The organism is Proteus sp. MB838, assembly GCF_054767435.1.
In genome coordinates, this window is sequence record NZ_BAABMO010000013.1 from 1 (window position 1) to 23,511 (window position 23,511).

Below are 23,511 nucleotides of genomic sequence, written 5' to 3' on the forward strand. Positions count from 1 at the left end.
ATCGTTAAGCTCGTATGAACTGTGCAGTAATACGCCCTGATCGCGGGTGTTCCACCACATCCCTTTTTGGGCAATATTCCGTCGACCATTAGGGGCCTTAGGAACATCGATACCCGCTAAGACAATAAAAGGACGATTAGGTGATTTGACATATTGATATTGATCGAATAAATCAACTGAAACAGTGAATCCATCTTTTCCATAGTCAAGAGCGAGTGCACCTAATGCCGTTTTTTTATGAGTATTATCAAGCGCCAAATCTCCACCACTACCACCACCATTAAATCGGACGCCCCACATTTCACCGTCTGGGGTTACCCACAATTTACCTACATCTATATAGGCACCAAGTTGATTATCAGATCCCCAAGTGGTGGTAATCTGTTTAGTTCCCTGACGAGTAGGTCTTTTCGTCACAGCGTTAACAACACCGCCAACGCCGCCATTGGGGGAGATACCATAAAGCCCCGCACCAGGCCCTTTTAGTAATTCTATTCGCTCTAAATATTGAGGTAATAACTGATAATTTGGCGCTACACCATAAACACCATTGAGGGCAACTTCACCAATATTACCTTCCCCGATAGGGAATCCTCGGATCATAAAGGAATCAAGAATACCACCTGACGGAGATGTCACTTGAACGGATGGATCATCTTTTATTACATCGCCAAGAGTTTTAGCCTGTCGTTGCTCAATATATTTCGAGGTATATCCTTTAATACTAAATGGAATATCTTGGATATCTTTATTTCCCAATAAACCTATGTTGGCTTGTTGTGATAACCTACCTTTAGTTTGGGGGTTAACGCGCTCTGCGTTAACAATAATTCTCTCTTCCGCGCTGACGAAATCAGGAATTAAACTTGCTGCAATAGTCAATGCTAAAAAATGTTTGTTTGTGATCATTATTATTCTCTCAGATCTTAGAGTTATCTACTTGTTCACCAGCTAACGGATTGTTAAGTCCATGCTGAAGACGGTAATCAGTATATTGCTGTAAATGCATGCTCATTAATGAGCGGGTATACCAAGGGTGGTGGAGAAAATGTTCACGCTCTTTGTGCCAAAAATCCGCCTCTACTCTGGGTTGAAGTGCTTTAAACACAAGTTCAAGCTCTTCGCCGATCACAGTCCATATGCGGGTATCAGGGATGTCATAAAGTTGAGTTAAACAAAGCGCAATTTCATGTAAATGGCTGACAAGACAAGCATCTACAACGAAGGTTCTGACAGGTTCAATATCATCTTCAAACACCGTGGGTAAAATGCCGGGCCAGATATAAGGTTGAAGCTCATAACCTTGCTGGCGCAGTGCTGGAGCCCAACTGCGTCCATCACCAAAATCACGAATAAGCATAGTGACCGCACGACCGGAATCATCAAACAAAACTTGCGTATTTTGTTGGTGTGCCTCAAGGGCAATGCCATAAATTAAATACATCGCTAAAACCGGTTTCAGTATGACTTTGGTATAATTACGAAACCATGTTTCAGGTAAGTCGCCTGATAATGCGATCAGCTCGCTAATAAGGGGTTGGGGTTTATGTGGGAGCTCAGTAAATAATGATGCAACTGTGATAGCGATTAAATTATCGTTTCTTTCCCATGCTTGCGTATCACGAAATACGACCGAGAGAAACTTACCTTCAGCGTCATCCATACGCACGTTATGATGAAAATGCCACGCCACTTCTTCTCGGAAAAAGTCCAGCTTGCCATCAAAATCCTTATCCACCCGCAAAATATCCTCAATAATCGTACTAATACGTGGCCCCATATGAATAGATTTGGCTTGAAGGCTGCGCATTTCGCTAGTCATCCAGATAGCAACAGGTAATTTGATAAAGGGTGATTTAGATGCGGTAGGAAGCATGGTTCTAAACGACATGGATGCCGCAGTCTCAAGTTGAGGGCCTAATGGTAGAAGAATGCCTTCATCTATTTCTTTTGAGAAATGCGCAATGATCCAGTGTTCAAGATGCCAAGGATGCAGAGGAATAGGTAACCATTTTTGTGGGTTTTGGTGTTGGCTTGTAAGCCACTCACACCATTTATTCCAAACGGTTGGAAAAGCCGATGAAAACCATTGATGGATATCCTGAATATGGGGCATCTTCTCACAATAAACCATATCGGTTTGTATGGCTGCGATGCGCAGATTAACTCGTGCACCAAATTCAGCTGATAGTGCGACAATATCATCATCGCTTAAACCGGGTCTAGATTTCCAAGTTGGGTAATAAGAATGACCTTCAAGAGCGCCCCACTGATCGAGAAAAGTTGCACCATCACGCCGACTGTAATGACGTGTTATCCATTCAATAAAACAAGATGTTCCCTCTTGTGCCATCTCATTAGAAATCGTATCCCGCCACTTTGACCGATGTGCTCTAGCTAATCGATCATTATGGATACTGTTTGCTACATCTTTATTGAATTTTGTTATTCCCTCCGTTGTAGGGGTGAAACTAAGCTCGTTTTTCAGTATCCCCATAAGTTCTTCATGGGATTGCACCATTCGGTGGTGACCATCCATTGATTTAAGGATAATATCACCGCGATTAATAACGGTATTTGCAGGAAAAACGGTCGTTTGATTAAATTGAAGGATATGTATCCCATCAGAAAGCGGGTACTTAACGTTATTTTCATCATTAAAAACTTGCAGTTTATTATCATCCAATAATTTTTCTGCAAAAAGACAGCGAATGATACGAGCAAGGGCATTACGTGTTGAAAAATCTGTTTGTATAGCAGTTTGTTGCCCTGCAATACTCTTTTTCTCTACCGTCTCCATCATTTTTCTCCCAAAGAAATAAGGCTTAAACAATTAATTTAAATTTATCTATCTTGGGGGGTTACTTAACCTTTTTTTACTTTTTCGAGCGTCTTGAAAAAGGTTGATGAGTAAGCTACCATCAGAAAATGATGGTGTAAATAATAATCAATCTCATTCTCATAATTATTCGTTTTTATGGAAGATACATTATATTTATTACTAAGGTAGGTAAATATGAACGAAGAGATTAGCTATCTGTTTGTCCCTGCTAATAAAAAAGTTATGATTTCCAAAGCGTTAACTTATGGTGCAAATGCGATCATTCTTGATCTTGAAGATGCGGTTCATCCTGATGAAAAACCGCTCGGACGTGACAACATTCAAAATTGGCTAACGACAATAAATAACACCATCATTAACACCAGTATATATATCAGAATAAATCATCCTAAAGAGAAAGAATTTAAAAACGATGTTGATCTATTAAATTCATTAAATGAAACGCTAATGACAGGAGTAATGATCCCAAAACTGGAAGATGCGGAAATACTTTCCTATATAAAATCAAAACTTCATCTGGCTATATCAAAGCGACCATTTATAGGCATTATAGAAACAGCGCGTGGAGTGCACCATTGTGAAGAGATTGCCAATAGTGGTGTAACGAGATTAGCATTCGGCTCATTAGATTACTCACTAGATATTGATTGCCAACAAACAGCAGAAGCGTTGCTATACGCAAGAAGCCGAATCGTTATCGCTTCACGCATTGCCAACCTTATCTCCCCTATTGACTGTGTCACCCCTGAATTTTGCACACCTAATACATTATTAATGGATGCCAACCATGCTCGCGCTCTTGGATTTGGCGCTAAACTCTGTATTCATCCAGATCAAATAGATACTGTTAATAAGGCATTTAAACCTACTGAGGAAAAAATTAAATGGGCGCAAGAAGTGGTTAAGCAATCAACAGCCAGTTATGCTTTTCAGATTAATGGGGAGATGATTGATTTACCTTTAATAAAACAAGCCACGCGTATTATCAATGGTAAATATAAACCAAATTGAATCTATCAAAGACCACCCAAATAAGTATAGTCATCATATCAAATACAATTATTTGAGTGGTTTAAAAATGCTATATATCATTTATCCTCCCATCAATTAATACCTGGGGATGGCCTCTAGAGCATCGTTCAATACGGGCGCTAACGCGATAAACATCGGCGAGTATTTCTGGTGTGATCACCTCAGTTGGTAAACCATTGGCAACTAACTCCCCATTTTTAAGCATTAATACATGCTCTCCATGGCGTAATGCAATATTAATATCGTGAACAACAACCACAGTAATCATATTACGTTTCTTGGTTTCTCTCGCGATTAATTCCATCACATGAAACTGATAATTAAGATCGAGTGCGCTAAGTGGTTCATCTAGCAATAATAAACTTGGTCGTCGAATTAGTGATTGAGCAAGCCCCACCAATTGTTTTTGCCCACCGGATAATTCGTCAAGATATCGCATAGCTAAATGTGAAATTCCCAGTTGTTCTAATAGATCTATAACTTCACCATTCGCTGAATGAGAACGATGTTCACCTAAAGCTCGTCTTGCAACCAGAATTGACTCCAAGACACTCAAATAAACACCCGCAGGTAGAGTTTGTGGCAAATAAACTACCTGCTCTGCTCGTTTAGAAAAAGAGAGGGAGAGTAATTCATCATCACCAAGAAAAAGCTTTCCTTGTGCGCTATTAAGCCCAGCAAGCGCCCTTAACAACGTCGATTTACCACTGCCATTAGGCCCCAAAAGAACAGTAATTTTCCCTCGTGGAAGCAGTGAGACCGTTAATTCTTTAATTATTTCTCGCTTCGCATATCCCGTAGAAAGCTTTTCAATACGCAACCCAGCATTCAATCCCGTATTCATTATATTCTCCCGCGATGACGCAAAATGATACTAACAAAGAAAGGGATACCCACAAGAGAAGTCACAATTCCCACCGGAATAATCACACCAGATAAAAGGTTTTTGGAGACTAAAGAAGCTATCGATAATACCAATGCACCAATAAGGGCACTTGCGGGCAAATAAAAACGATGATCTTCGCCAACCGTCATCCGAGCAATATGAGGTGCGACTAATCCAATAAAACCTATTGGGCCAACAAATGCCACCGCCAAGGCAGAAATGATGCTAATACGAAGTAATGTTGTTAGGCGTAAGCGTCTGACGTTGATCCCAAAGCTCATCGCACGATCTTCCCCTAGACGAAGTGCCGTCAGTTTCCAAGCATTCATCAATGACAAGGGGAAGATAATCACTAATACAACCAATAAAATGTATAACTTATCCCACGATGCCCGATTAAGGCTACCCATTGTCCAGAACACTAATCCCTGAAGCGTATCTTCATTAGCGATAAATTGCATAATGGAAACAGCAGCATTAAAAGTAAACACTAACGCTATGCCAAAGAGAATAATTCCAGAGGTAGAAACTCGCATCCAACGTGAGATAAAGTCCAGTAACAACGTTGCCAGTAATGCGAAAATAAACGCATTAACTGAAATAAACCACTGAGCAGGAACCCCCGGAATACCAACCCCTAAAACAATCGCTAAAGCAGCACCAAAAGCAGCGGCAGAAGAGACGCCAAGCGTAAAGGGACTTGCCAGCGGGTTATTGAGTATAGTTTGCATTTCAGCACCCGCTAACCCGAGTGACATTCCAACGACAACCGCCATAAGGGAGTAAGGTAGCCTGATATCCCACACAATAACCCGAGTGCCAGCATCGGCAGTTTCTGGCGATATTAGTGTATTCCACAGTTCAGTCAGCGATAATCCTGAAGGCCCTAAAGTAAAATCAAGGATCAAAACGCTACATAACACGCCCCCCTAATATCATTAAGTAAAAGAAACGACGAAGTATCTGTCGCTGATATTCCTTCACTACCCTTGCTTTTGTTGTTTTACTTGAGTGTTGTTTAGACGCTCTATTTTCGCTCATTGAATGTTAGCCTGTTAGTTACCCCACGCTAGATATAAGAGATATTATAGCAAGCTAATGCGAATTAAAACTATAACGATAATAGTTACTATTCTCAATAACAAGATGTAATAGGTAAAATAAAGCTACCAGTTGATATGAATTGCTCTTATTTAATAGCAAATAAAACTTAAACATTTCAACAGATACTTTATTCATCACTAAAGCTCAATTACCCATGATGATCCTATAGCTAATGACTAGCCCAAAAAAACAACTAAAATGAGTAATGTGTCACATACCATTGCATCATATGAATTAATATTTCAATTACAATATAATAACTAGAGTTATAATTTCTTTGTGTATCTTTATATGCTATAAAAAACTATTTTAAAATCATAAAGTAAGATATTAAAAGGCAAAAAAATATTGATATAAACGATCAATAAAACACACAATGATAGTTAAAAGCTATCAAAAAAGACAAAACAGATCGTTTTAAACTATTTCCACTGCTGGCTAATTTACCCTACCCTTTCCTTCCAACAACCCAGATGCTTATCCTAATAATTTAGGTATACCCTTTATTTTATTTCAAAAAAACAGGTGAAAGGTGTTAATGAAATATAATACAGTAAACATAAATGTTCGTGTTGGTTCATTTATTAGAAGACATAGGACACTACTAGGTATCTCAGGGAAAAGCCTAGGAAAAAAATTAAATCTTTCCCAACAACATATTTCTCGATTAGAACGAGGACAAACAAATTTTACAATCGAAATTATTTTATATTTATTAAATGAATTGGATAAGACAATATTTGATTTAGTTGCTGAGGTATTTTATGAAGATCCCGGTGAAATTTTAACTGAATACCAGCGTCAACAACAATTCAATACTGAATTAACACTAATAAACTAGACTGCATTTAACATCAATCTATTTTACTGGAATTAATTTAAGTCTTAATATGATTTAAATTTACTATTTATATTATTTTGAATTATTATTTAATTACATAAAGATTGGATTATATATGCTTAAACGTCTTAACTTTATTTTAATTTATTCTGTATTATCATTAATAAGTATAACAACATCAGTCTATGCTTCACCTTCTATTGGCATTGGTAGTATGTATGATGTTTTTACACCAGAAACCCAAAGCCTCACCAAGCGCGTATATAACACAGGAACATCTACTGCGTTTGTTCGTGTTGAGATATTGGAAATTGATGCTGATCCAAAAATGAATCAGCGTGAATCAGCACAAAAAGAAATTAAAGAAGGTTCATTAACGCAAGAACGGCTGATTGTCTCCCCATTGAGATTAATTATTCCACCATCAAGTTTTCAGTCAGTCCGCATACTATGGCCAGGGGATAGAGAAAAAGAACGTTATTTTAGAATTCGTTTTACTCCCGTTCTTCCTGAAGAAAATGATGGTTTTGGAATGAGCAAAGATGAAATAACACAATACAAAAAAAATGCATTGGATGTGGGAGTTAATGTGTTAACTGGCTACGGCAGTGTGGTTGTGATGCAAGCTAAAAATCCCTTATTTAATACCGTTATTGATGACACAAATAAACAAATTTCAATAAAAAATAAAGGAAACGCCACCATTATATTGGATAATATCCGTTATTGTGAAAATATAAAGTCACACTGTGAGAATAAAGCGCGAGAAATTATCTTACCAGGAAGAGAATTTGTTCTACAAAAAAAAATAAATAATAAAATTAACTTTGTATTAATCGAAGGTGATAAATCTAACACGTTTAATTATTAATATTAATCTAAACAACTAATTTAAATTTCAGTAATCGCAAATAAATAGAGTTTATTTGTTTTATTTTTTATCAATCATAATATATGAGGTATTTCTAAATGTTAAAAAGATCATTATCCATTATATTTCTATCTTGTGGCGCCTTAGGTTCAATGGTAGCTCACGCAGCAGATGAACAACGCTATGCTATCGATTTAACGGCAACTATTCCTACAGAATCTTTTCAGGTTATCCCTGTTGAGAGTGGTTGGATAAACCAAACACAAGAAATGGCTTTCGATTTAGGCACCCGTAAATTACAAGATTTCACCAAGCAATTTCAATATAAAAACACCTCTGGGGGTATTCAAGCAACTTTAACAAATACTGACTCAAAGGGTACCGCAATCTTATCAAATGGTAATGATACCATTCCATTAGCAGTCATTTTTAACGGCGTAACACTCAGTAAAACGCCTAGCACTGTAGTTAATGCTGATGATGCCAAAACAGGCGGTCGTACCAACCTTCGTATTACACAACAAACAGATACCCCTCTAACAGTAACAGGCTCTTTTACAGGCCAAGTAGCCATGGTTTTTGAGCCTGTAGTTGAGACTCCAGTTGAGCCTGAAAGCTAATAAATTATTCAACTAAGGGGGCTCTTTAGAGCCTTCCTTCTTGCTACCTAGGCTAACCACATTTCGTTCTGATAAGAATATTTTTGTGCTTATTAAGCATCGGAACGCTTTTGTTACATAAGTATACAGTGATTTAGTGAGTATATGTGATATGAAAGTATTATTTGCATTAATGTTAATACCAGAAATAGCCTTAGGATCAAGTGTATTCCTGGCAAATAATACAATAAAAATACCGAGTGAATTTAAGCAATATTTTTATAACTCAGAAATTGTTTCTCAAGTGTATCTTAATGATTCTCCCCTTTTTGAAGCTGTCTTTTCACTTCATGAAAATGGACAAATTAATCTCTTGAGAATTTTAGATGAAGAACCTGATATTAAACCGCAAGTTAAAAATGAATGGGCTGAGATTTTACAAAAAGGCATCTCATTAGGTGCTTGTGATGCTTCCTGCCCCGCAGGACTCGTCTCTGCTGAATATCGACTAGATAATTCTTCATTAAAATTATTTACTTCGCACTATGAAACTGAACAAGTGAAAAGTGATTATATCTATTTGCCTAGCGCTTTGCCAAATGGTGTCATTATGCACAATAATTTGTCAGCCGTTTCAGTGCATTCAGCAAAGACCTGGAATTTTAGTTCATCCGTAATTTCATCTCTTTTCGGCTGGACGCAAAATATATCACTACAGTCCTATGGCTCTAGTCAGGCCAACCAATCACAAGAAACCAATATTTATGCGCTATACACCCAAAAAGAATTAGCCGGTAGCTTTATCCGCTTGGGCATTTTTTCTCCAGATACGGATAAAGGAAATGTCGAAACCAACGGATTTAATACAGGCTCTGTCGCCGGAGTGATGTGGGGAACATCAAATGCATTATTGATAAATAACGAAAGTGTCAGTGCCTCCCCTATTTATATCACGGCCGCCAATCAAGGGATCGCAGAAGTATGGCTAGATAATCGGCTCATCTATTCACAACAACTGCAACCTGGCATGCAAGCCATTGACACACGGCGTTTACCTAGTGGTATTTATAACATAACAATTAATACCCTTGAAAATGGTAAAGTTGTGGATACTCAAACGGCTCAAGTATACAAACCGCTAGGGTGGCAAAACCCTAATCAAAAATGGCGTTTGAATTTATGGGGAGGACAAAAAAAGGATTTAGTTCTTAGTAGTAAGAATACAACTGAAAATGATAGCGCATTTATTGGTGGCGGAGCCATAGATTACTTATTCACCCCCCCGTGTCATTTTAGGAAGTAGCCTCTTGATATCGGCTGATAACTATCAACTCAGTGCAAGATCAAATATAACATTATCTTCTGATGATAGTTTTTTTGCTCAATACACCCTGACTAATGAAGATACCCGAAAAAATTCAGGCGTGGATTTACGCTATTACCGAACACTTTCACCGGGGAATTCAATGAATGTATTTTGGCGTCGAACTTCCAATCAAAACTATCGTTTAACAGAGTCGTCTCAACAAGTAGGAAATACTTGGGGAGCTTCACTATTCACCCAATTACCTTGGTCTAGTTCACTGACATTGAATGGACAATATATGAAAAACCCATCAAGAGAAGGAGTTGAGATTGATACCGCATTGACAACAAAAGCGATTTTGGCTAATCGAGATGTTAATTTTCGGTTAAGTGCGTATGACCGCCCTGGGTTTAATCAAAAAAATCGGGAGCAGGGTGTGGCACTAGGCGTCAGCCTGTCAGTAATGCCGAGTGCAAAACATACTTTATCAGTAGATGCAGGTATTAACGATAGCAATAGTTATTCTAGCCTAAATTACCAATGGCAACCCCAAGATGAAGGGGCTGTTCGTTGGTTAGGTGCAGGAATATCACAAAGTAGTGAAAATACACTCATTAGCGGTAACGGCGCCTTGGAAAGTCGAACACTTAGTGGTGATGCATATGTCCAGCATTACGTGCAAGACAAAAGCACAACAACGGGGATCAACATAAGTCAAACACTGGTGTTGGGTGAAGGAAATTTTGCGGTGAGTAGTGGCGAACGCAGTTTAGGGATGGAATCGGCATTTATCGTTGACTTAGAGTCAGATGATCCCGATATGCAAATTGTCGCCTCAGACAGTATCAAAGAAACAAAATTATTTCAGGGACGAAATATCATTCCTACTGATATCTGGAAAAATGAGCCTATTCATTTTTACAGCATGGGTACAAATAACGGCAAAGTTTTTCCTGAGTATGAATCGATAAATATGAACCGGGGTAGTGTGAAATATTTAAAATTAAAAGCCGTCAAAACAACAGTGCTGGTGGCAATGCTACAAGATAACTTTGGTCAAATATTAAAGCATCGTCAGGTTACTAGTGATATCAGCAGTGGGATTATTAATGCAGAAGGCGTTTTGACATTAGATTCAGGTATTAATAACCAAAAATTAACGGTCTTAGGCAATAGTCAATCATCGGCGTTATCGTGTCAATTACCTGATGCCCTATCACCAGGAAAAGACGTACAGTTTTTCCCAGTTATTCATTGTTCACCAATAGGAGATATGTAATGCGCTATTATCATTACATTCTTGGCACTGTTATGCTCGCAATGAGTGCGGTTGTTAATAGTGCAACGATTAATTTAACCGCAAAATTCACCCCCGCAATAAATAACAGTAATAGTGATGGTATTTTTACAAATACAACCCCCAGAAGCGGATATTGTTCTCGATGGCCAAAATATTGCGATGCTAATGATGTCAGTGTTTATTTGCCGTTAACAACAACAATTTCATATCCTATTGTTGCTAAAAATAAACCTCGTGAAGGTGCTTACTTTAATTTTCCTAAAACCCCTAGAATACTTACAGTAAGAAATCAGAATACTGGTGAAACATTTGACGTTATATTTAGGGTTACTAGTTATTCTTCACAACTTACAACAAATAGCAGTTCATCTAGTTGGGATGAAGGCAAAGATTTTAGCGCACCTCGGGGAGGGGGCTGTACTTTTTATACTCCTTCATGGGGAGGAGGGTCAGGCTCAGGAAGCTGGATCCAATTTATTTGGAAAACATCAAACAACACTTCACCCTGTTATAAAATAAGTACCATAAACAGAACCGAACCTCACCGATTTTATGACATGAGCATGGGTTATTCATTAGTGGCTAAAGATAACTTATTAACCGTAGGATCAGGGACCTATAAAGGGAAATTATCATTTACTGTAGGACCAGGAGGCGACTTTGATTTTGGCGATAATTACCAAGCCAGTGACAGCGTTGTTGATATCAATCTCATTCTTTCTGTTAATCATGATTTAATCGTCACTACAACGCCTGAAAGTCGTGCGTTATCATTGCAACCTTGTAGCGCAGGTAAAATTTGTACCGAAGAGCAAGGAAAGCAAAACTGGGAACGTTGGATGATAACGAAAATTACACCTCAGCTTACTGCTCGAAGTGATTTTTTACTGTCTTCAACAGGTGCATTTACGACTTATATACAATGCCAATATGTTCACGGTGAAAATTGTGCCATAAAAAGTGACAATAATGGTCAACTGGTTCCAGTAAAAGCGTATTTGAGCTTACCAAATAATATTATTAATCAGAAAACCAATAGCACGGTTACACGTGCGCTAATGCCAATCCATAAGGATATAGTAAATAATACGTTTTTAACAAAAGATATTGGAAGTAATCGTAAGGGGAATATTGATTTTCTGGTAGCGCAACATGATGTCGATAAAATGCTTTTAACAAGACCTGATACTTACCGTGGAACGGTTACTATTATTTTTGACCCCCAAATATATTAGGATGACCATAAAAATGGTGAGATTATCAATACGAAATATCCAAATCTAAGTAAGTCAATAATGGTATTCCATCATAACCTAAAAAAAAACGCCATGCTAATCAATAGCATGGCGTCATATTCTGGCGGAACGGACGGGACTCGAACCCGCGACCCCCTGCGTGACAGGCAGGTATTCTAACCAACTGAACTACCGCTCCGCGTATCCTTTCGGACGAGATGAATATTACGAATCTCTTACCTTGTCGTCAACTATTTTTCTAACAAAAAGATGCGTTTGGATAGTTTTTAATCTCAACACTCTATTTATATCACTTTACCTTTATGCAGTTTCATCATTCGAAGCAGGAGCTGGACGCCATAAACAGTGGCCTCCTTTTTTCACCACTAAATCTAACCGAGCTTCGTGCGCAACTAACTCTTCTGCAGAGGCTTTTATTACTCTTAATCCACGCACTGGTCGTACAATACGTTGTATATCATCCCCTTTTTGCTCTTCGCTCGGTTCACCTTCCATTGAAAAAGCTAATGCGGTTTGCCCACCGGTCATAGCTAAGTAAACATCAGCGAGGATCTCGGCATCTAATAATGCGCCGTGCAGTGTTCGTTTGGAGTTATCAATTAAATATCTGTCACATAACGCATCTAGATTATTGCGTTTGCCAGGAAATAACTCCCTTGCCATAGCAAGGCTATCGGTTATTTGGCAAAAAGTTTCTGTGAGAGGAATATCACGGTTAAGCTTCTGAAACTCATAATCCATAAAGCCGATATCAAACGAGGCGTTATGGATAATTAATTCTGCACCACGAATATACGCTAAAAACTCATCCGCTATTTCTGCAAATGAAGGACAATCTTCTAAAAATTCGTCACTGATCCCGTGAACTTCAAAAGCTTCAGGATCAACCAGTCTTTCTGGTTTTATATAAACATGGAAATTTCGCCCAGTTAAGCGACGATTGATAACCTCAACGGCACCAATTTCAATGATATTATGGCCTTCATAGTGAACGCCCAGTTTGTTCATACCGGTTGTTTCGGTATCTAGTACAATTTGTCGTGTGATTGGAGTGCTCATAATCCGTTTTTATGTCAGACTTAGGGTTAATTTTTCGTATTACTTAAAAAGGATAAGTCGCCTTTATGCACAAGCAGGTAGAAATATTCACCGATGGTTCATGTTTAGGCAACCCAGGTCCTGGTGGTTATGGTGCAATTTTACGCTACCAACAGCATGAAAAAACCCTTAGTGAAGGTTTTTTTATGACCACCAATAACCGCATGGAACTCCTTGCTGCTATCGTAGCATTAGAAGCGTTAAAATTCCCTTGTAAAATTACACTGACTACGGATAGCCAGTATGTCAGACAGGGAATTACCAAGTGGATACATAGTTGGAAAAAACGCCAATGGCGTAAAGCAGATAAAAGCCCTGTGCTGAATGTTGATTTATGGAAGCGTCTTGATAAAGCCATTGAGCGTCATGAAATTGAATGGCATTGGGTTAAAGGTCATGCAGGCCATGACGAAAATGAACGCTGTGATGAACTGGCCAAAGCGGCCGCGCAATCTCCCACAAAAGAAGATACTGGCTATCTAGAAAGTCAACAAGATAAAACCTGAGAGTAATAACGGCAGATAGTGATATTAATCAGGTCGATTACGTGTAGCGCCTAAAACTCTGCCTTTTACACTCATACGCGGTAATGCAAACTTCATCGCGGTGGGTGTTAAAGGAAGCGTTCTTTTACGTGCTAATATTAAATTTAAACATCCCCCGACATGATAGCGCTTACCATCACGTTTTACGGGACGGGAAAATGGCATAATCTGGAAGTTCTGTTGTGTTATCACTTCATAATTAAGCACACTTAACCAATCAACTTGGCGACGAAGTGAAAACATCCGACAATAATAGGGCTGTTTATGCCGTAAAATAGGCGTACATTTTCCTATACCTAATAGGCTGATAGGATTAAAACTTGATAGGATGATCCAACCGTCATCCACTAATACACGATCGGCTTCTCTTAATAACCAATGAGGATCTGCACTGTAATCTAAAACATGAGCCATAAGACAGACATCAACCGATTTATTTTCAAATGGCAGATAATTGAGAGACGCCATAACATCTGTGTTTGTCGTCGTTGTAGTCACGTTAACTTGATGTGAGACCATACTGGATTTAGTATCGAGTTCAGCACTAAGTTGACCTAATTTAAGCATATGAAAACCGTATATTTTCGGCCACCAATTTTGTAATCGCAATTCAATTGCCATACGGTAATATTCTCCCCAAGGAATATTACGCCAAGAGCTTGGCATACAAATTGGTTTTCCCGAACGCGCTGCTTTCATCGTTTAACCCTTTTATATTTATAAGTAAGGTAACTTTATGGAGCTTATCAGAATTCCCGCTTTATCCGATAACTACATTTGGCTATTAAGTAATGAAAATAGTGAATGTGTGATTGTCGATCCTTCCCAAGCCAAACCGGTTATAGACATCATCTCACAACGTTCATTAACACCTGTCGCTATTTTGTTAACTCATCACCACGAAGATCATGTCGGTGGTGTTGCTGGGTTGGTTAGTAAATATCCTAACATTGAGGTTTTTGGTCCACAAGAAACACAAACTAAAGGCGCTAATAAAATTATTCATGATCAAGAACACATTATTGTTGATTCTTTTTCTTTTTTAGTCATCGGAACACCAGGCCATACATTAGGTCATGTCGCCTACTATAGCGAACCTTATTTATTTTGCGGTGACACGCTATTTTCCGGCGGTTGCGGACGTTTATTTGAAGGTAGTGCACAACAAATGTTTAGCTCATTACAAAAGTTAATGGCATTACCTGATAACACCTTAATTTGTTGTGCCCATGAGTATACATTAGCTAACTTGACCTTTGCGCACCATATTATGCCAAAAAATCCTGATATTACCGATTATTTAAACCAAGTTACTGAAATGCGCCATCATTTGCAACCAACAGTGCCGATAACACTGAAAAATGAAAAGAATATTAATCTTTTTCTAAAATCTGAAGATATTGATTTACAAAGAATTTTAGGTATAACTTCTAATACTTATGCTCCAATAAAGACATTTACAAAATTAAGAGAATTAAAAGACAACTTTTAGTTCCTATCGGTTGTTTTATTTGGGAACACTAGTATTATTTAGGGCAAAAAACACACAGGACTAATTTTCGAACATGAAGACAAAAGTGATTTTGTTCTCTATATTGCTATTGGCGGGTTGCCAGCAATCTAAGAGCATAAAACCCGATTTGTCTGCGATAACACCCACATCTTTAGGGACTTCAACTTCTTACCAACCACAATATGATATAAAAACCAATTTGTGGGGTTATGTAGTAAGTGAATTAAAAATGGATATCCCTGACAATGAAAGGATTTCGCAGCAAGAAACTTATTTTTTAAATAATCCAAAACATATACAAACCGTTGCATTACGTGCAGAGCCTTATATGTATTGGATTATTGAGGAAATAGAAAAACGTAATCTACCGATGGAGCTTGCACTGGTTCCGGTGATGGAAAGTGCGTTTAATCCTCATGTCACCTCTTCAGCTAAAGCGGCGGGCTTATGGCAATTTGTCCCTGTCACAGCTAATTATTATGGTCTAGCACAAAATCAATGGTATGACGGTCGCCGTGATGTTGTCGCTTCTACTAATGCAGCCTTAGATTTGCTTGAGCGCCTTTACATTATGTTTGATAGCGACTGGCCTTTAGCATTAGCCGCTTACAATGCGGGCGAAGGTCGTGTTATGCAAGCGATAAAAGCTAATGAGAGCAAAAACCTACCTACCGATTACTGGTCACTTTCATTACCCAAAGAGACCATGAATTATGTGCCTAAAATTCTCGCCTTAAGTAAAGTTATCCGTGACAATGAAGCCGATATCACTTTCCCGAAAAGTAACTATCGCGATAAATCATTAGCCGCAATTGATATTGGCGAACAGATAACATTAAGCAAAGTCGCTGAACTTAGCCAATTACCTATTACAACCGTAAAAGACTATAACCCTGGCTATAAGCGCGGGATCACCGCACCAAATGGCCCTCATGTTATTTTACTTCCTCGTAATAAACTTGCGCAGTTCCAAAATGCGTTTGCTGACGAAGCGATTTTAAAGACCATCCGTTTAGCGGTCGCTAAAGCCAATCAGTCGATTAAGCAAGAAGGCATTTATAAAGTCCGCTCCGGTGATTCATTTTATGCCATTGCTCGACGTTATAATATGAGCGTAAAAGAGCTACAACGACTCAATGGATTAAGTGCAAAGAGTACCCTATTAGTTGGGCAAACATTAAAAATTCATAATGCAGGTAGTGTGAACAATCGTCCGACAGGCAAACCAACCGGCGCTTCACCAAGTTACTATAAAGTTCGTCAAGGTGACTCTTATTACAGTATTGCTCGTCGTCACAATATTAATCTTAAGCAATTAATGAGCTGGAATGCTGATATCAAGATGTTAAAACCGGGAACGCAATTAACGCTTTACTTAAAAAAATAGTTTTTAGCGCCTTGATAAACAGTTAACGCCATCTAACTATCGAGCGGATAGTTAGATGGCTGTTTACTTTATAACATTTTAATACCCATCATTTATACTGATTAAGCAACGCAATAAATTCACTGATTGGCTCCGAATAGTCATGTTTATCCATATCAAGTTCAACAAGGCAAAGTTTATCTTGATGCACTTTTAATAAAGGTAATACGGTTTCTAACGCTTCTAGACTATCCACTTTCACACTATAAGCATCACAATTAAATAGCTCAGGTAACTGTGAGTAATTCCAGTTTTGGATATCATTAAAGGTATCTTTAGGCCCGTAAAAGATCTTTTCAAATGCGTAACCTTGATTATTAACAATAAAAATAACGGGATTGAGTTTTAAGCGTAATAAAGTAGAAAGCTCTTGTGCAGTCATTTGAAATGCACCATCACCAATAACAACAAAGGCACGTCCTTGGTTTTCTAATGCAAGAGTAACACCTAATGCGGCGGGTAAAGTATAACCAATGGATGCCCAAATATTACTGACCACTAATTGACTGTTACCAGAAAATATATGATTAACAGCACATAAAAAAGCATTACCTGCTTCAGCAAGAATAACCGAATTATCATCAAGGACTTTATCTAACAGAAGAGGAATAGAATCTATTTTTATCAGTCCTTGCCAATCAGGCGGTACTATTTTTTGCGGTAGTAACGCTATGTTGTGGGGATAAATATAGTCAAGGGCTAATAAGGCGTTAGGCATATCGAGTAAAGAAACGCCATAAATCTTCTCTTCCTCTATTAAGCTATAAGTATCATAAAATTGATAGCAATTTTGTGTGGGAACGTCGAAGGTAAATCCCGCTGTATTAACTTCATCCCAACTCACCCCAAGACTAATAATTAAATCAGAATTTATAATATAATCTAAACCTTGTGGATTAGATAATTCACCAAATAATATTCCACCATACTGTTGACGCCCTTCATCAACAACCCCTTTACTTCCCCATACAGTAAAAAACGGCAGATTAGTTTTTTCTAATAAATTCTCAACTTGTTTTCTTAATTGGTAACGTGATACTTGTTCGCCAATAATAATACATGGTGATTTTGATTGCTTAATTTTATTTTCAAGAAGAGTAATAACTTTATTTAAATCGTCGGGATTACTTTGAGGTAATGTTAATTGTAATGGTAACTTTGGTTTATTAACTTTCATCACACCGACATCCTCTGGTATTAATAAATAAACCGGATATCGATAACGCCACAATGTTTCTAATACTCTATCAATTTCTTCCGTCGCATTGTGATATGTTAATACAGCCGTTGTTTTTGAAATATGGCGATACATTTTTTCAAAGGCATCAAACCTACCCGTCGCTAAACAATGATGTAATGTTTTTCCTTTCTCTTGCTTTGACTGAGAAGGCGCGCCAACAATATGAATAATGGGAACCTGCTCTGCAAATGCGCCAGCAACACCATTTATCGCACTTAACTCCCCCACTCCATAGGTTGTACACAGAGCAGAAAAACCTTTGATCCGTGCGTATCCTTCACAAGCATATGATGCATTTAATTCATTACATGCGCCTACCCATTGAATATCTTTATCATTATCAACAACACCAATAAAAGGTAAATTATAATCGCCGGGAACACCAAAAATAGTTTTAATTTCTAACTCTTTTAATCTTACTAATAAATAATCTAAAACTGTAATCATAACCTGTACCTACTATTTTTATTAGAATAAAGAATGAAATTAAAGTATAGGTACAATTTGTTTTTTTTCTAATTTGATAAAATTAAAAAAATTAGAATAATTAAAATAAAAAAACTAATTTAATTAAAATAAAAAAGGTACCTATTTTTATAGATACCTTTTATTTATTAATTAGTAATTGTAATTATAACCAGAAGAACCAAGCAAAGAGAGAGATAACTAAGATACACACAAGGTTAAGTACCCCACCTACACGTACCATCTCTGTCTGTTTAATATATCCGGAGCCAAATACAATAGCATTGGGTGGCGTTGCCACTGGTAACATAAAGGCACATGATGCACCGATACCAATAATCATCGTTAACGCCATAACAGGCATGCCTAAAGCTTGTGCCACCGTTGCAAAGATAGGAACAAGTAACGCAGCACTGGCGGTATTACTGGTGAATTCAGTTAAAACAATAATAAAGGTTGTTACAGCAAGAATAATGACAAACCAATGGCTGTTACCAAAAGTATCTTTCATAAAATCAGCCATAACCAAACTTGCACCAGAAGATTGTAAAATTGCGCTCAGTGTTAAACCACCACCAAACAGCATTAATACGCCCCACTCTGTATTTTCCTGAATTTGGCTCCAACTTGCTACACCCGTCACCCCGATAACAATAGCGGCACTGACTGCAATGACGGTATCTAAATCTTTCACACCACCGAAAGCGCTACTGATAAAGGAGCTAAAGATCCAGCAAAATACCGTTACTAAGAAGATAATCATGGTAATAACACGTTTGTTATTCCACTCTAACACTTCTAATTTCAGATCAAATTTATGTTTTAGGTTAGGACGTAGCATCAGGTACATCACAATAAACATGATAGGCAATAGCACTAACATGATTGGAACACCGTACTTCATCCAAGTAATAAAATCTAAATTTAGTTGAGCAGCAGCAATTGCATTTGGCGGGCTACCCACCAACGTACCTAAACCACCGATACTGGCACTATAAGCAACACCTAATAGTACGAAGACGAAAGTATTACGTTCTGAACGAATATCTAAGTTAGATAAAATCCCTAACACTAACGGTAACATCATTGCCGCAGTTGCCGTGTTACTGATCCACATTGAGAGTAATGCCGTTACCCCAAAAAGTAATAAGACAGCAATGGAGAGCTTGCCTTTAGCAATCATCAGTAAGCGGTTAGCGATTAAGCGATCTAATCCTTGAATATGAAGCGCTGTTGCTAATGCAAATCCACCGAAGAATAAGAAAATAATCGGATTAGCAAAAGATTTTAGCGATTCATTGGTGTTCATTAACCCGAGCACTACCGCAAGGATTGGAATAAACAACGCTGTAATAGTTACGTGAATAGCTTCTGTCAGCCATAACACACCCACAAACACCATTAACGCTAAACCTGCATTAGCTTTTGGATCGTAGGGTAAAAATTCTAGCAATAACAGCAGTAGTACAACGTCGATTGCTAAAATAATTAACCCTCGTTTGTTTATCGGGCTTGATTTCGCCGATGGGGCTAAATTGGACGCATCCATGATAATACTCCACATTAGCTGACGTGAACATTAAGTTCACTAAGCCATAATTGTTAACGAAATAGGTTATATGTGAAATATAAAAACATTTCACTCCATTGAAAATGTGCAAAAGTTATAATTGGGATCTGATCCACGAGAATTAACCGATTTATTAATAAAAGAGTAAAAATTGAACACTATTTTCTCTTACGCATCACACTTTTTATTCCATTGTTCTAGTGTAAATATCCTACTTTCCCTATCTAGCGCCAAAAAAAATGGGTGAACAATACATTCACCCATTTAAAATTAATAAATCTTTCTAATCGAAATTACGATTATGCTTGGCCTTTAACTTCTTTCAGACCATTGAAAGGTGCTTTGCTACCTAATGCTTCTTCGATACGGATCAGCTGGTTATATTTAGCAACACGGTCAGAACGGCTCATAGAACCTGTTTTGATTTGGCCTGCTGCTGTACCTACTGCTAAATCAGCGATAGTTGCATCTTCTGTTTCACCAGAGCGGTGAGAGATGATAGCAGTATAACCTGCGTCTTTCGCCATTTTGATAGCAGCTAACGTTTCTGTCAGTGAACCGATTTGGTTGAATTTGATCAGGATAGAGTTAGCAATACCTTTATCGATACCTTCTTTTAGGATCTTAGTATTAGTTACAAACAGGTCGTCACCAACCAGTTGGATTTTGTCACCAAGTACTTTAGTTTGGTATGCGAAACCATCCCAGTCAGATTCGTTTAAGCCATCTTCGATAGAAACGATTGGATACTGTTTAGTCAGCTCTTCTAAGTAATGAGTGAATTCTTGTGAAGTGAAAGTTTTACCTTCGCCTTTCAGTTCGTAGTTACCAGTCTCATTGTTATAGAATTCAGATGCAGCACAGTCCATAGCCAGAGTTACATCTTTACCTAAAACATAACCCGCAGCTTCTACTGCTTCTTTGATAGCCGCTAATGCAGCCGCATTAGATTCTAAGTTTGGCGCATAACCACCTTCATCACCTACCGCGGTGTTCATGCCTTTTGCTTTCAGCACTTTTGCTAAGTGATGGAAGATTTCAGAACCCATACGAACCGCTTCTTTCAGAGTAGGAGCGCCAACAGGTTGGATCATAAACTCTTGGATATCAACGTTGTTATCAGCATGCTCACCACCATTGATGATATTCATCATTGGTAAAGGCATTGAGTATTGACCGTGAGTACCGTTCAGATCAGAAATATGCTCATACAAAGGCATACCTTTCGCTGCAGCAGCTGCTTTTGCGTTTGCTAAAGAAACAGCTAGGATTGCGTTTGCACCAAAGTTTGATTTGTTTTCAGTACCATCTAAATCGATCATGATTTTATCGATATTAGCTTGGTCTTTAGCATCTTGACCCAAAAGAGCTTTAGCGATTGGTCCATTAACAGCTTCAACCGCTTTCAGAACACCTTTACCTAAGAAACGTGACTTATCGCCATCACGTAATTCTAAAGCTTCACGAGAACCTGTTGATGCGCCTGATGGAGCCGCCGCCATACCAACAAAACCACCTTCTAAGTGAACTTCAGCTTCAACTGTTGGGTTGCCACGAGAATCGATAATTTCACGACCAAGTACTTTAACGATTTTGGACATACGGTTTTCCTCTGTACAAGTTAAATTTCCGAGAAGAGAGATACGCGCTCTCTTCTCACATATCCTATTTTAGCAAGCCTTTTTGGTAGTCAAAGGCTGCTTTCACAAAGCCAGCAAATAACGGATGGCCGTCACGTGGCGTTGAGGTAAACTCAGGGTGGAATTGACAAGCAACAAACCAAGGATGATTTGGATTTTCAATAATTTCCACCAGCTTGTTATCAACTGAACGACCTGCAATACGTAAACCCGCATCTTCGATACGTTTTAACAGTAGATTATTCACTTCATAACGATGACGATGACGCTCTGTAATCGTATTTTTACCATACAGAGTACGCACTAAACTATCGCCACTTAAATGACAAGGTTGTGCACCAAGGCGCATTGTTCCACCTAAGTCACTATTTTCTGTACGCACTTCAAGATTGCCATTCTCATCACGCCATTCAGTAATAAGCGCAATAACTGGGTATTTACAATCAGGTGCAAACTCTGTGGAGTTAGCATCTTCCATATTGGCAACATTGCGTGCAAATTCAATCATAGCCACCTGCATACCTAAACAGATGCCTAAATAAGGGATTTTATTTTCACGTGCATATCGAGCTGCCATAATTTTGCCCTCAACACCACGTTCACCAAAACCACCTGGAACTAAGATTGCGTCTAACCCTTTTAGGATTTCTACACCACGAGTTTCCACATCTTGAGAATCAATTAATTTGATATTTACCGCAACACGGCTTTTGAAACCACCATGTTTTAATGCTTCAATCACTGATTTATAGGCATCTGGTAATTCAACATATTTACCAACCATACCAATGGTAACTTCGCCTTCAGGGTTGGCTTCTTCGTAGATAACCTGTTCCCATTCAGACAGATTTGCCACTGGGCAATCTAAGCTGAATCGTTTACAGATATAATCATCTAATCCTTGCGATTTCAAGAGTGCAGGGATTTTATAAATGGAATCGACATCTTTTAATGAGATAACCGCTTTCTCGGGAACATTACAAAACAGTGCAATTTTGGCGCGTTCATTAGCTGGAATAACGCGATCTGAGCGACAAATTAATGCATCTGGTTGAATACCAATCGAGAGTAACTCTTTTACAGAGTGTTGCGTTGGTTTGGTTTTTACTTCACCCGAAGCCGCTAAATAAGGCACTAATGTTAAGTGCAGATAGAAAGTATGCTCACGCCCTACTTCTGCCGCCATTTGACGGATAGCTTCTAAGAAAGGAAGTGATTCGATATCACCGACAGTACCACCAACTTCAACTAACACGACATCATGACCTTCACCGCCACGGATGATGCGTTCTTTGATTTCATTAGTAATATGAGGAATAACTTGGATAGTAGCACCAAGATAGTCACCACGACGCTCTTTGCGTAGCACTTCTGAGTATACACGGCCGGTCGTAAAGTTATTACGACGCGTCATTTTCGTGCGAATAAAGCGCTCGTAATGGCCTAAGTCAAGATCAGTTTCAGCTCCATCGTCAGTGACGAAGACTTCTCCGTGTTGAATTGGGCTCATTGTACCTGGATCGACGTTAATATACGGATCTAACTTCATCATGGTGACATTGAGTCCACGGGCTTCTAGTATAGCTGCTAAAGAGGCTGCGGCAATGCCTTTACCCAGAGAGGATACGACCCCGCCGGTCACAAAAATATAATTCGTTTTCATGCTGAACCTGAAAGTTTAGGTGTATTTGGATGATGGATATAACTGGACGGGAACACAGTATACCCGAACCTTATTTTCGCTACAAACATTCTTAGTTGTATAAAGTTCTTTTTCATCACATTACTTATCCGTTTAAACACGAAAAAACAGTAAAAATTCAATCAACTAAACCCGTGAAAATATTTCTCAAGCATTTTAGCTTAATCCTTTCAGCTAAGATATCACTTTTAAAGAATAGATGCTTTATTTTTTTCACGATATAAAGTGTAGCAGGTTTCGTGACATATCTTTTGCTTATGATCATGCTTTTAATT

At 38.3% G+C, this 23,511-nt stretch carries 19 protein-coding genes, 1 tRNA gene and 1 pseudogene; 10 read left to right on the top strand and 11 right to left on the bottom strand.

Annotated features, from left to right (window positions below):
- Nucleotides 1–909 (bottom strand): TonB-dependent receptor plug domain-containing protein (locus ACYUCW_RS07605; RefSeq protein ID WP_460408331.1); only part of this gene is annotated, 909 nt, incomplete at its 3' end.
- Between the two features lie 10 nt (nt 910–919).
- Complete coding sequence (locus ACYUCW_RS07610) at nt 920–2,803, bottom strand: IucA/IucC family protein (protein WP_036972051.1); 1,884 nt, start codon at nt 2,801–2,803, stop codon at nt 920–922.
- A gap of 213 nt (nt 2,804–3,016) precedes the next feature.
- On the opposite strand from ACYUCW_RS07610, the gene ACYUCW_RS07615 reads away from it, so the two are divergent.
- Nucleotides 3,017–3,853: an HpcH/HpaI aldolase/citrate lyase family protein gene (locus ACYUCW_RS07615; RefSeq protein ID WP_004247306.1), complete on the top strand. Its 837-nt coding sequence runs from the start codon at nt 3,017–3,019 to the stop codon at nt 3,851–3,853.
- Between the two features lie 70 nt (nt 3,854–3,923).
- On the opposite strand, the gene ACYUCW_RS07620 is transcribed toward ACYUCW_RS07615, so the two are convergent.
- Nucleotides 3,924–4,718 (bottom strand): ABC transporter ATP-binding protein, encoded by a 795-nt coding sequence (locus tag ACYUCW_RS07620; RefSeq protein ID WP_460408332.1) that lies wholly within the window; start codon nt 4,716–4,718, stop codon nt 3,924–3,926.
- Nucleotides 4,718–5,668, bottom strand: a pseudogene (locus tag ACYUCW_RS07625) (FecCD family ABC transporter permease); the annotation flags it as partial. The pseudogene ACYUCW_RS07625 and the gene ACYUCW_RS07620, both read right to left, overlap by 1 nt.
- 734 nt (nt 5,669–6,402) lie before the next feature.
- On the opposite strand from ACYUCW_RS07625, the gene ACYUCW_RS07630 reads away from it, so the two are divergent.
- The 6 genes from ACYUCW_RS07630 (at nt 6,403) to ACYUCW_RS07655 (ending at nt 12,016) form a co-directional block, all read left to right on the top strand.
- Nucleotides 6,403–6,705, top strand: a complete 303-nt coding sequence (locus ACYUCW_RS07630; RefSeq protein ID WP_004244968.1) for a helix-turn-helix domain-containing protein — start codon at nt 6,403–6,405, stop codon at nt 6,703–6,705.
- A 115-nt stretch (nt 6,706–6,820) separates the two neighbouring features.
- Complete coding sequence (locus ACYUCW_RS07635; RefSeq protein ID WP_036972059.1) at nt 6,821–7,576, top strand: hypothetical protein; 756 nt, start codon at nt 6,821–6,823, stop codon at nt 7,574–7,576.
- Between the two features lie 98 nt (nt 7,577–7,674).
- On the top strand, nt 7,675–8,196 hold the full coding sequence (locus tag ACYUCW_RS07640; protein ID WP_004247302.1) for a CS1 type fimbrial major subunit: 522 nt from the start codon (nt 7,675–7,677) through the stop codon (nt 8,194–8,196).
- Between the two features lie 151 nt (nt 8,197–8,347).
- Nucleotides 8,348–9,478 carry a TcfC E-set like domain-containing protein gene (locus tag ACYUCW_RS07645; RefSeq protein WP_460408333.1) on the top strand — a complete coding sequence of 377 codons (1,131 nt, stop codon included), beginning with the start codon at nt 8,348–8,350 and terminating at the stop codon, nt 9,476–9,478.
- A 4-nt stretch (nt 9,479–9,482) separates the two neighbouring features.
- Nucleotides 9,483–10,760, top strand: a complete 1,278-nt coding sequence (locus ACYUCW_RS07650; protein WP_460408334.1) for a hypothetical protein — start codon at nt 9,483–9,485, stop codon at nt 10,758–10,760.
- Nucleotides 10,760–12,016, top strand: a complete 1,257-nt coding sequence (locus ACYUCW_RS07655; protein ID WP_004247300.1) for a hypothetical protein — start codon at nt 10,760–10,762, stop codon at nt 12,014–12,016. The genes ACYUCW_RS07650 and ACYUCW_RS07655 overlap by 1 nt, the downstream gene beginning before the upstream one ends.
- Before the next feature lie 122 nt (nt 12,017–12,138).
- Here the strand turns inward: ACYUCW_RS07655 and ACYUCW_RS07660 are convergent.
- Nucleotides 12,139–12,215 (bottom strand) — tRNA-Asp (locus ACYUCW_RS07660).
- Nucleotides 12,216–12,337: 122 nt separating this feature from the next.
- A complete protein-coding gene (gene dnaQ / locus ACYUCW_RS07665) occupies nt 12,338–13,096 on the bottom strand; it encodes a DNA polymerase III subunit epsilon (RefSeq protein ID WP_004247299.1) in 759 nt (252 codons plus the stop codon).
- A 65-nt stretch (nt 13,097–13,161) separates the two neighbouring features.
- On the opposite strand from dnaQ, the gene rnhA reads away from it, so the two are divergent.
- Nucleotides 13,162–13,641: a ribonuclease HI gene (gene rnhA / locus ACYUCW_RS07670; protein ID WP_004244975.1), complete on the top strand. Its 480-nt coding sequence runs from the start codon at nt 13,162–13,164 to the stop codon at nt 13,639–13,641.
- Nucleotides 13,642–13,665: 24 nt separating this feature from the next.
- On the opposite strand, the gene ACYUCW_RS07675 is transcribed toward rnhA, so the two are convergent.
- On the bottom strand, nt 13,666–14,379 hold the full coding sequence (locus tag ACYUCW_RS07675) for a class I SAM-dependent methyltransferase (RefSeq protein ID WP_004244976.1): 714 nt from the start codon (nt 14,377–14,379) through the stop codon (nt 13,666–13,668).
- Between the two features lie 37 nt (nt 14,380–14,416).
- Between ACYUCW_RS07675 and gloB the strand changes: the two genes are divergently transcribed.
- The gene (gloB, locus tag ACYUCW_RS07680; RefSeq protein WP_460408335.1) at nt 14,417–15,172 is read left to right on the top strand and encodes a hydroxyacylglutathione hydrolase; all 756 of its coding nucleotides are present in this window, start codon (nt 14,417–14,419) and stop codon (nt 15,170–15,172) included.
- 73 nt (nt 15,173–15,245) lie between these two features.
- On the top strand, nt 15,246–16,580 hold the full coding sequence (gene mltD / locus ACYUCW_RS07685; protein WP_460408336.1) for a murein transglycosylase D: 1,335 nt from the start codon (nt 15,246–15,248) through the stop codon (nt 16,578–16,580).
- Between the two features lie 88 nt (nt 16,581–16,668).
- On the opposite strand, the gene ACYUCW_RS07690 is transcribed toward mltD, so the two are convergent.
- The 4 genes from ACYUCW_RS07690 to pyrG form a co-directional block, all read right to left on the bottom strand.
- On the bottom strand, nt 16,669–18,306 hold the full coding sequence (locus tag ACYUCW_RS07690) for an alpha-keto acid decarboxylase family protein (RefSeq protein WP_004247296.1): 1,638 nt from the start codon (nt 18,304–18,306) through the stop codon (nt 16,669–16,671).
- A gap of 184 nt (nt 18,307–18,490) precedes the next feature.
- On the bottom strand, nt 18,491–19,873 hold the full coding sequence (locus ACYUCW_RS07695) for an SLC13 family permease (protein WP_004247295.1): 1,383 nt from the start codon (nt 19,871–19,873) through the stop codon (nt 18,491–18,493).
- 320 nt (nt 19,874–20,193) lie between these two features.
- Complete coding sequence (gene eno / locus ACYUCW_RS07700) at nt 20,194–21,495, bottom strand: phosphopyruvate hydratase (protein ID WP_004244982.1); 1,302 nt, start codon at nt 21,493–21,495, stop codon at nt 20,194–20,196.
- 64 nt (nt 21,496–21,559) lie between these two features.
- Nucleotides 21,560–23,197, bottom strand: coding sequence for a glutamine hydrolyzing CTP synthase (gene pyrG / locus ACYUCW_RS07705; RefSeq protein ID WP_004244983.1), 1,638 nt, complete (start codon nt 23,195–23,197; stop codon nt 21,560–21,562).
- Between the last annotated feature and the right edge of the window lie 314 nt (nt 23,198–23,511).

Excerpts from the sequence above, each read along its gene's own strand:
- ACYUCW_RS07610 (WP_036972051.1), bottom strand. The coding sequence starts at position 2,803 with ATGATGGAGACGGTAGAGAAAAAGAGTATTGCAGGGCAACAAACTGCT.
- ACYUCW_RS07615 (WP_004247306.1), top strand. The coding sequence starts at position 3,017 with ATGAACGAAGAGATTAGCTATCTGTTTGTCCCTGCTAATAAAAAAGTT.
- ACYUCW_RS07620 (WP_460408332.1), bottom strand. The coding sequence starts at position 4,718 with ATGAATACGGGATTGAATGCTGGGTTGCGTATTGAAAAGCTTTCTACG.
- ACYUCW_RS07630 (WP_004244968.1), top strand. The coding sequence starts at position 6,403 with ATGAAATATAATACAGTAAACATAAATGTTCGTGTTGGTTCATTTATT.
- ACYUCW_RS07635 (WP_036972059.1), top strand. The coding sequence starts at position 6,821 with ATGCTTAAACGTCTTAACTTTATTTTAATTTATTCTGTATTATCATTA.
- ACYUCW_RS07640 (WP_004247302.1), top strand. The coding sequence starts at position 7,675 with ATGTTAAAAAGATCATTATCCATTATATTTCTATCTTGTGGCGCCTTA.
- ACYUCW_RS07645 (WP_460408333.1), top strand. The coding sequence starts at position 8,348 with ATGAAAGTATTATTTGCATTAATGTTAATACCAGAAATAGCCTTAGGA.
- ACYUCW_RS07655 (WP_004247300.1), top strand. The coding sequence starts at position 10,760 with ATGCGCTATTATCATTACATTCTTGGCACTGTTATGCTCGCAATGAGT.
- dnaQ (WP_004247299.1), bottom strand. The coding sequence starts at position 13,096 with ATGAGCACTCCAATCACACGACAAATTGTACTAGATACCGAAACAACC.
- rnhA (WP_004244975.1), top strand. The coding sequence starts at position 13,162 with ATGCACAAGCAGGTAGAAATATTCACCGATGGTTCATGTTTAGGCAAC.
- ACYUCW_RS07675 (WP_004244976.1), bottom strand. The coding sequence starts at position 14,379 with ATGAAAGCAGCGCGTTCGGGAAAACCAATTTGTATGCCAAGCTCTTGG.
- gloB (WP_460408335.1), top strand. The coding sequence starts at position 14,417 with ATGGAGCTTATCAGAATTCCCGCTTTATCCGATAACTACATTTGGCTA.
- mltD (WP_460408336.1), top strand. The coding sequence starts at position 15,246 with ATGAAGACAAAAGTGATTTTGTTCTCTATATTGCTATTGGCGGGTTGC.
- ACYUCW_RS07690 (WP_004247296.1), bottom strand. The coding sequence starts at position 18,306 with ATGATTACAGTTTTAGATTATTTATTAGTAAGATTAAAAGAGTTAGAA.
- ACYUCW_RS07695 (WP_004247295.1), bottom strand. The coding sequence starts at position 19,873 with ATGGATGCGTCCAATTTAGCCCCATCGGCGAAATCAAGCCCGATAAAC.
- eno (WP_004244982.1), bottom strand. The coding sequence starts at position 21,495 with ATGTCCAAAATCGTTAAAGTACTTGGTCGTGAAATTATCGATTCTCGT.
- pyrG (WP_004244983.1), bottom strand. The coding sequence starts at position 23,197 with ATGAAAACGAATTATATTTTTGTGACCGGCGGGGTCGTATCCTCTCTG.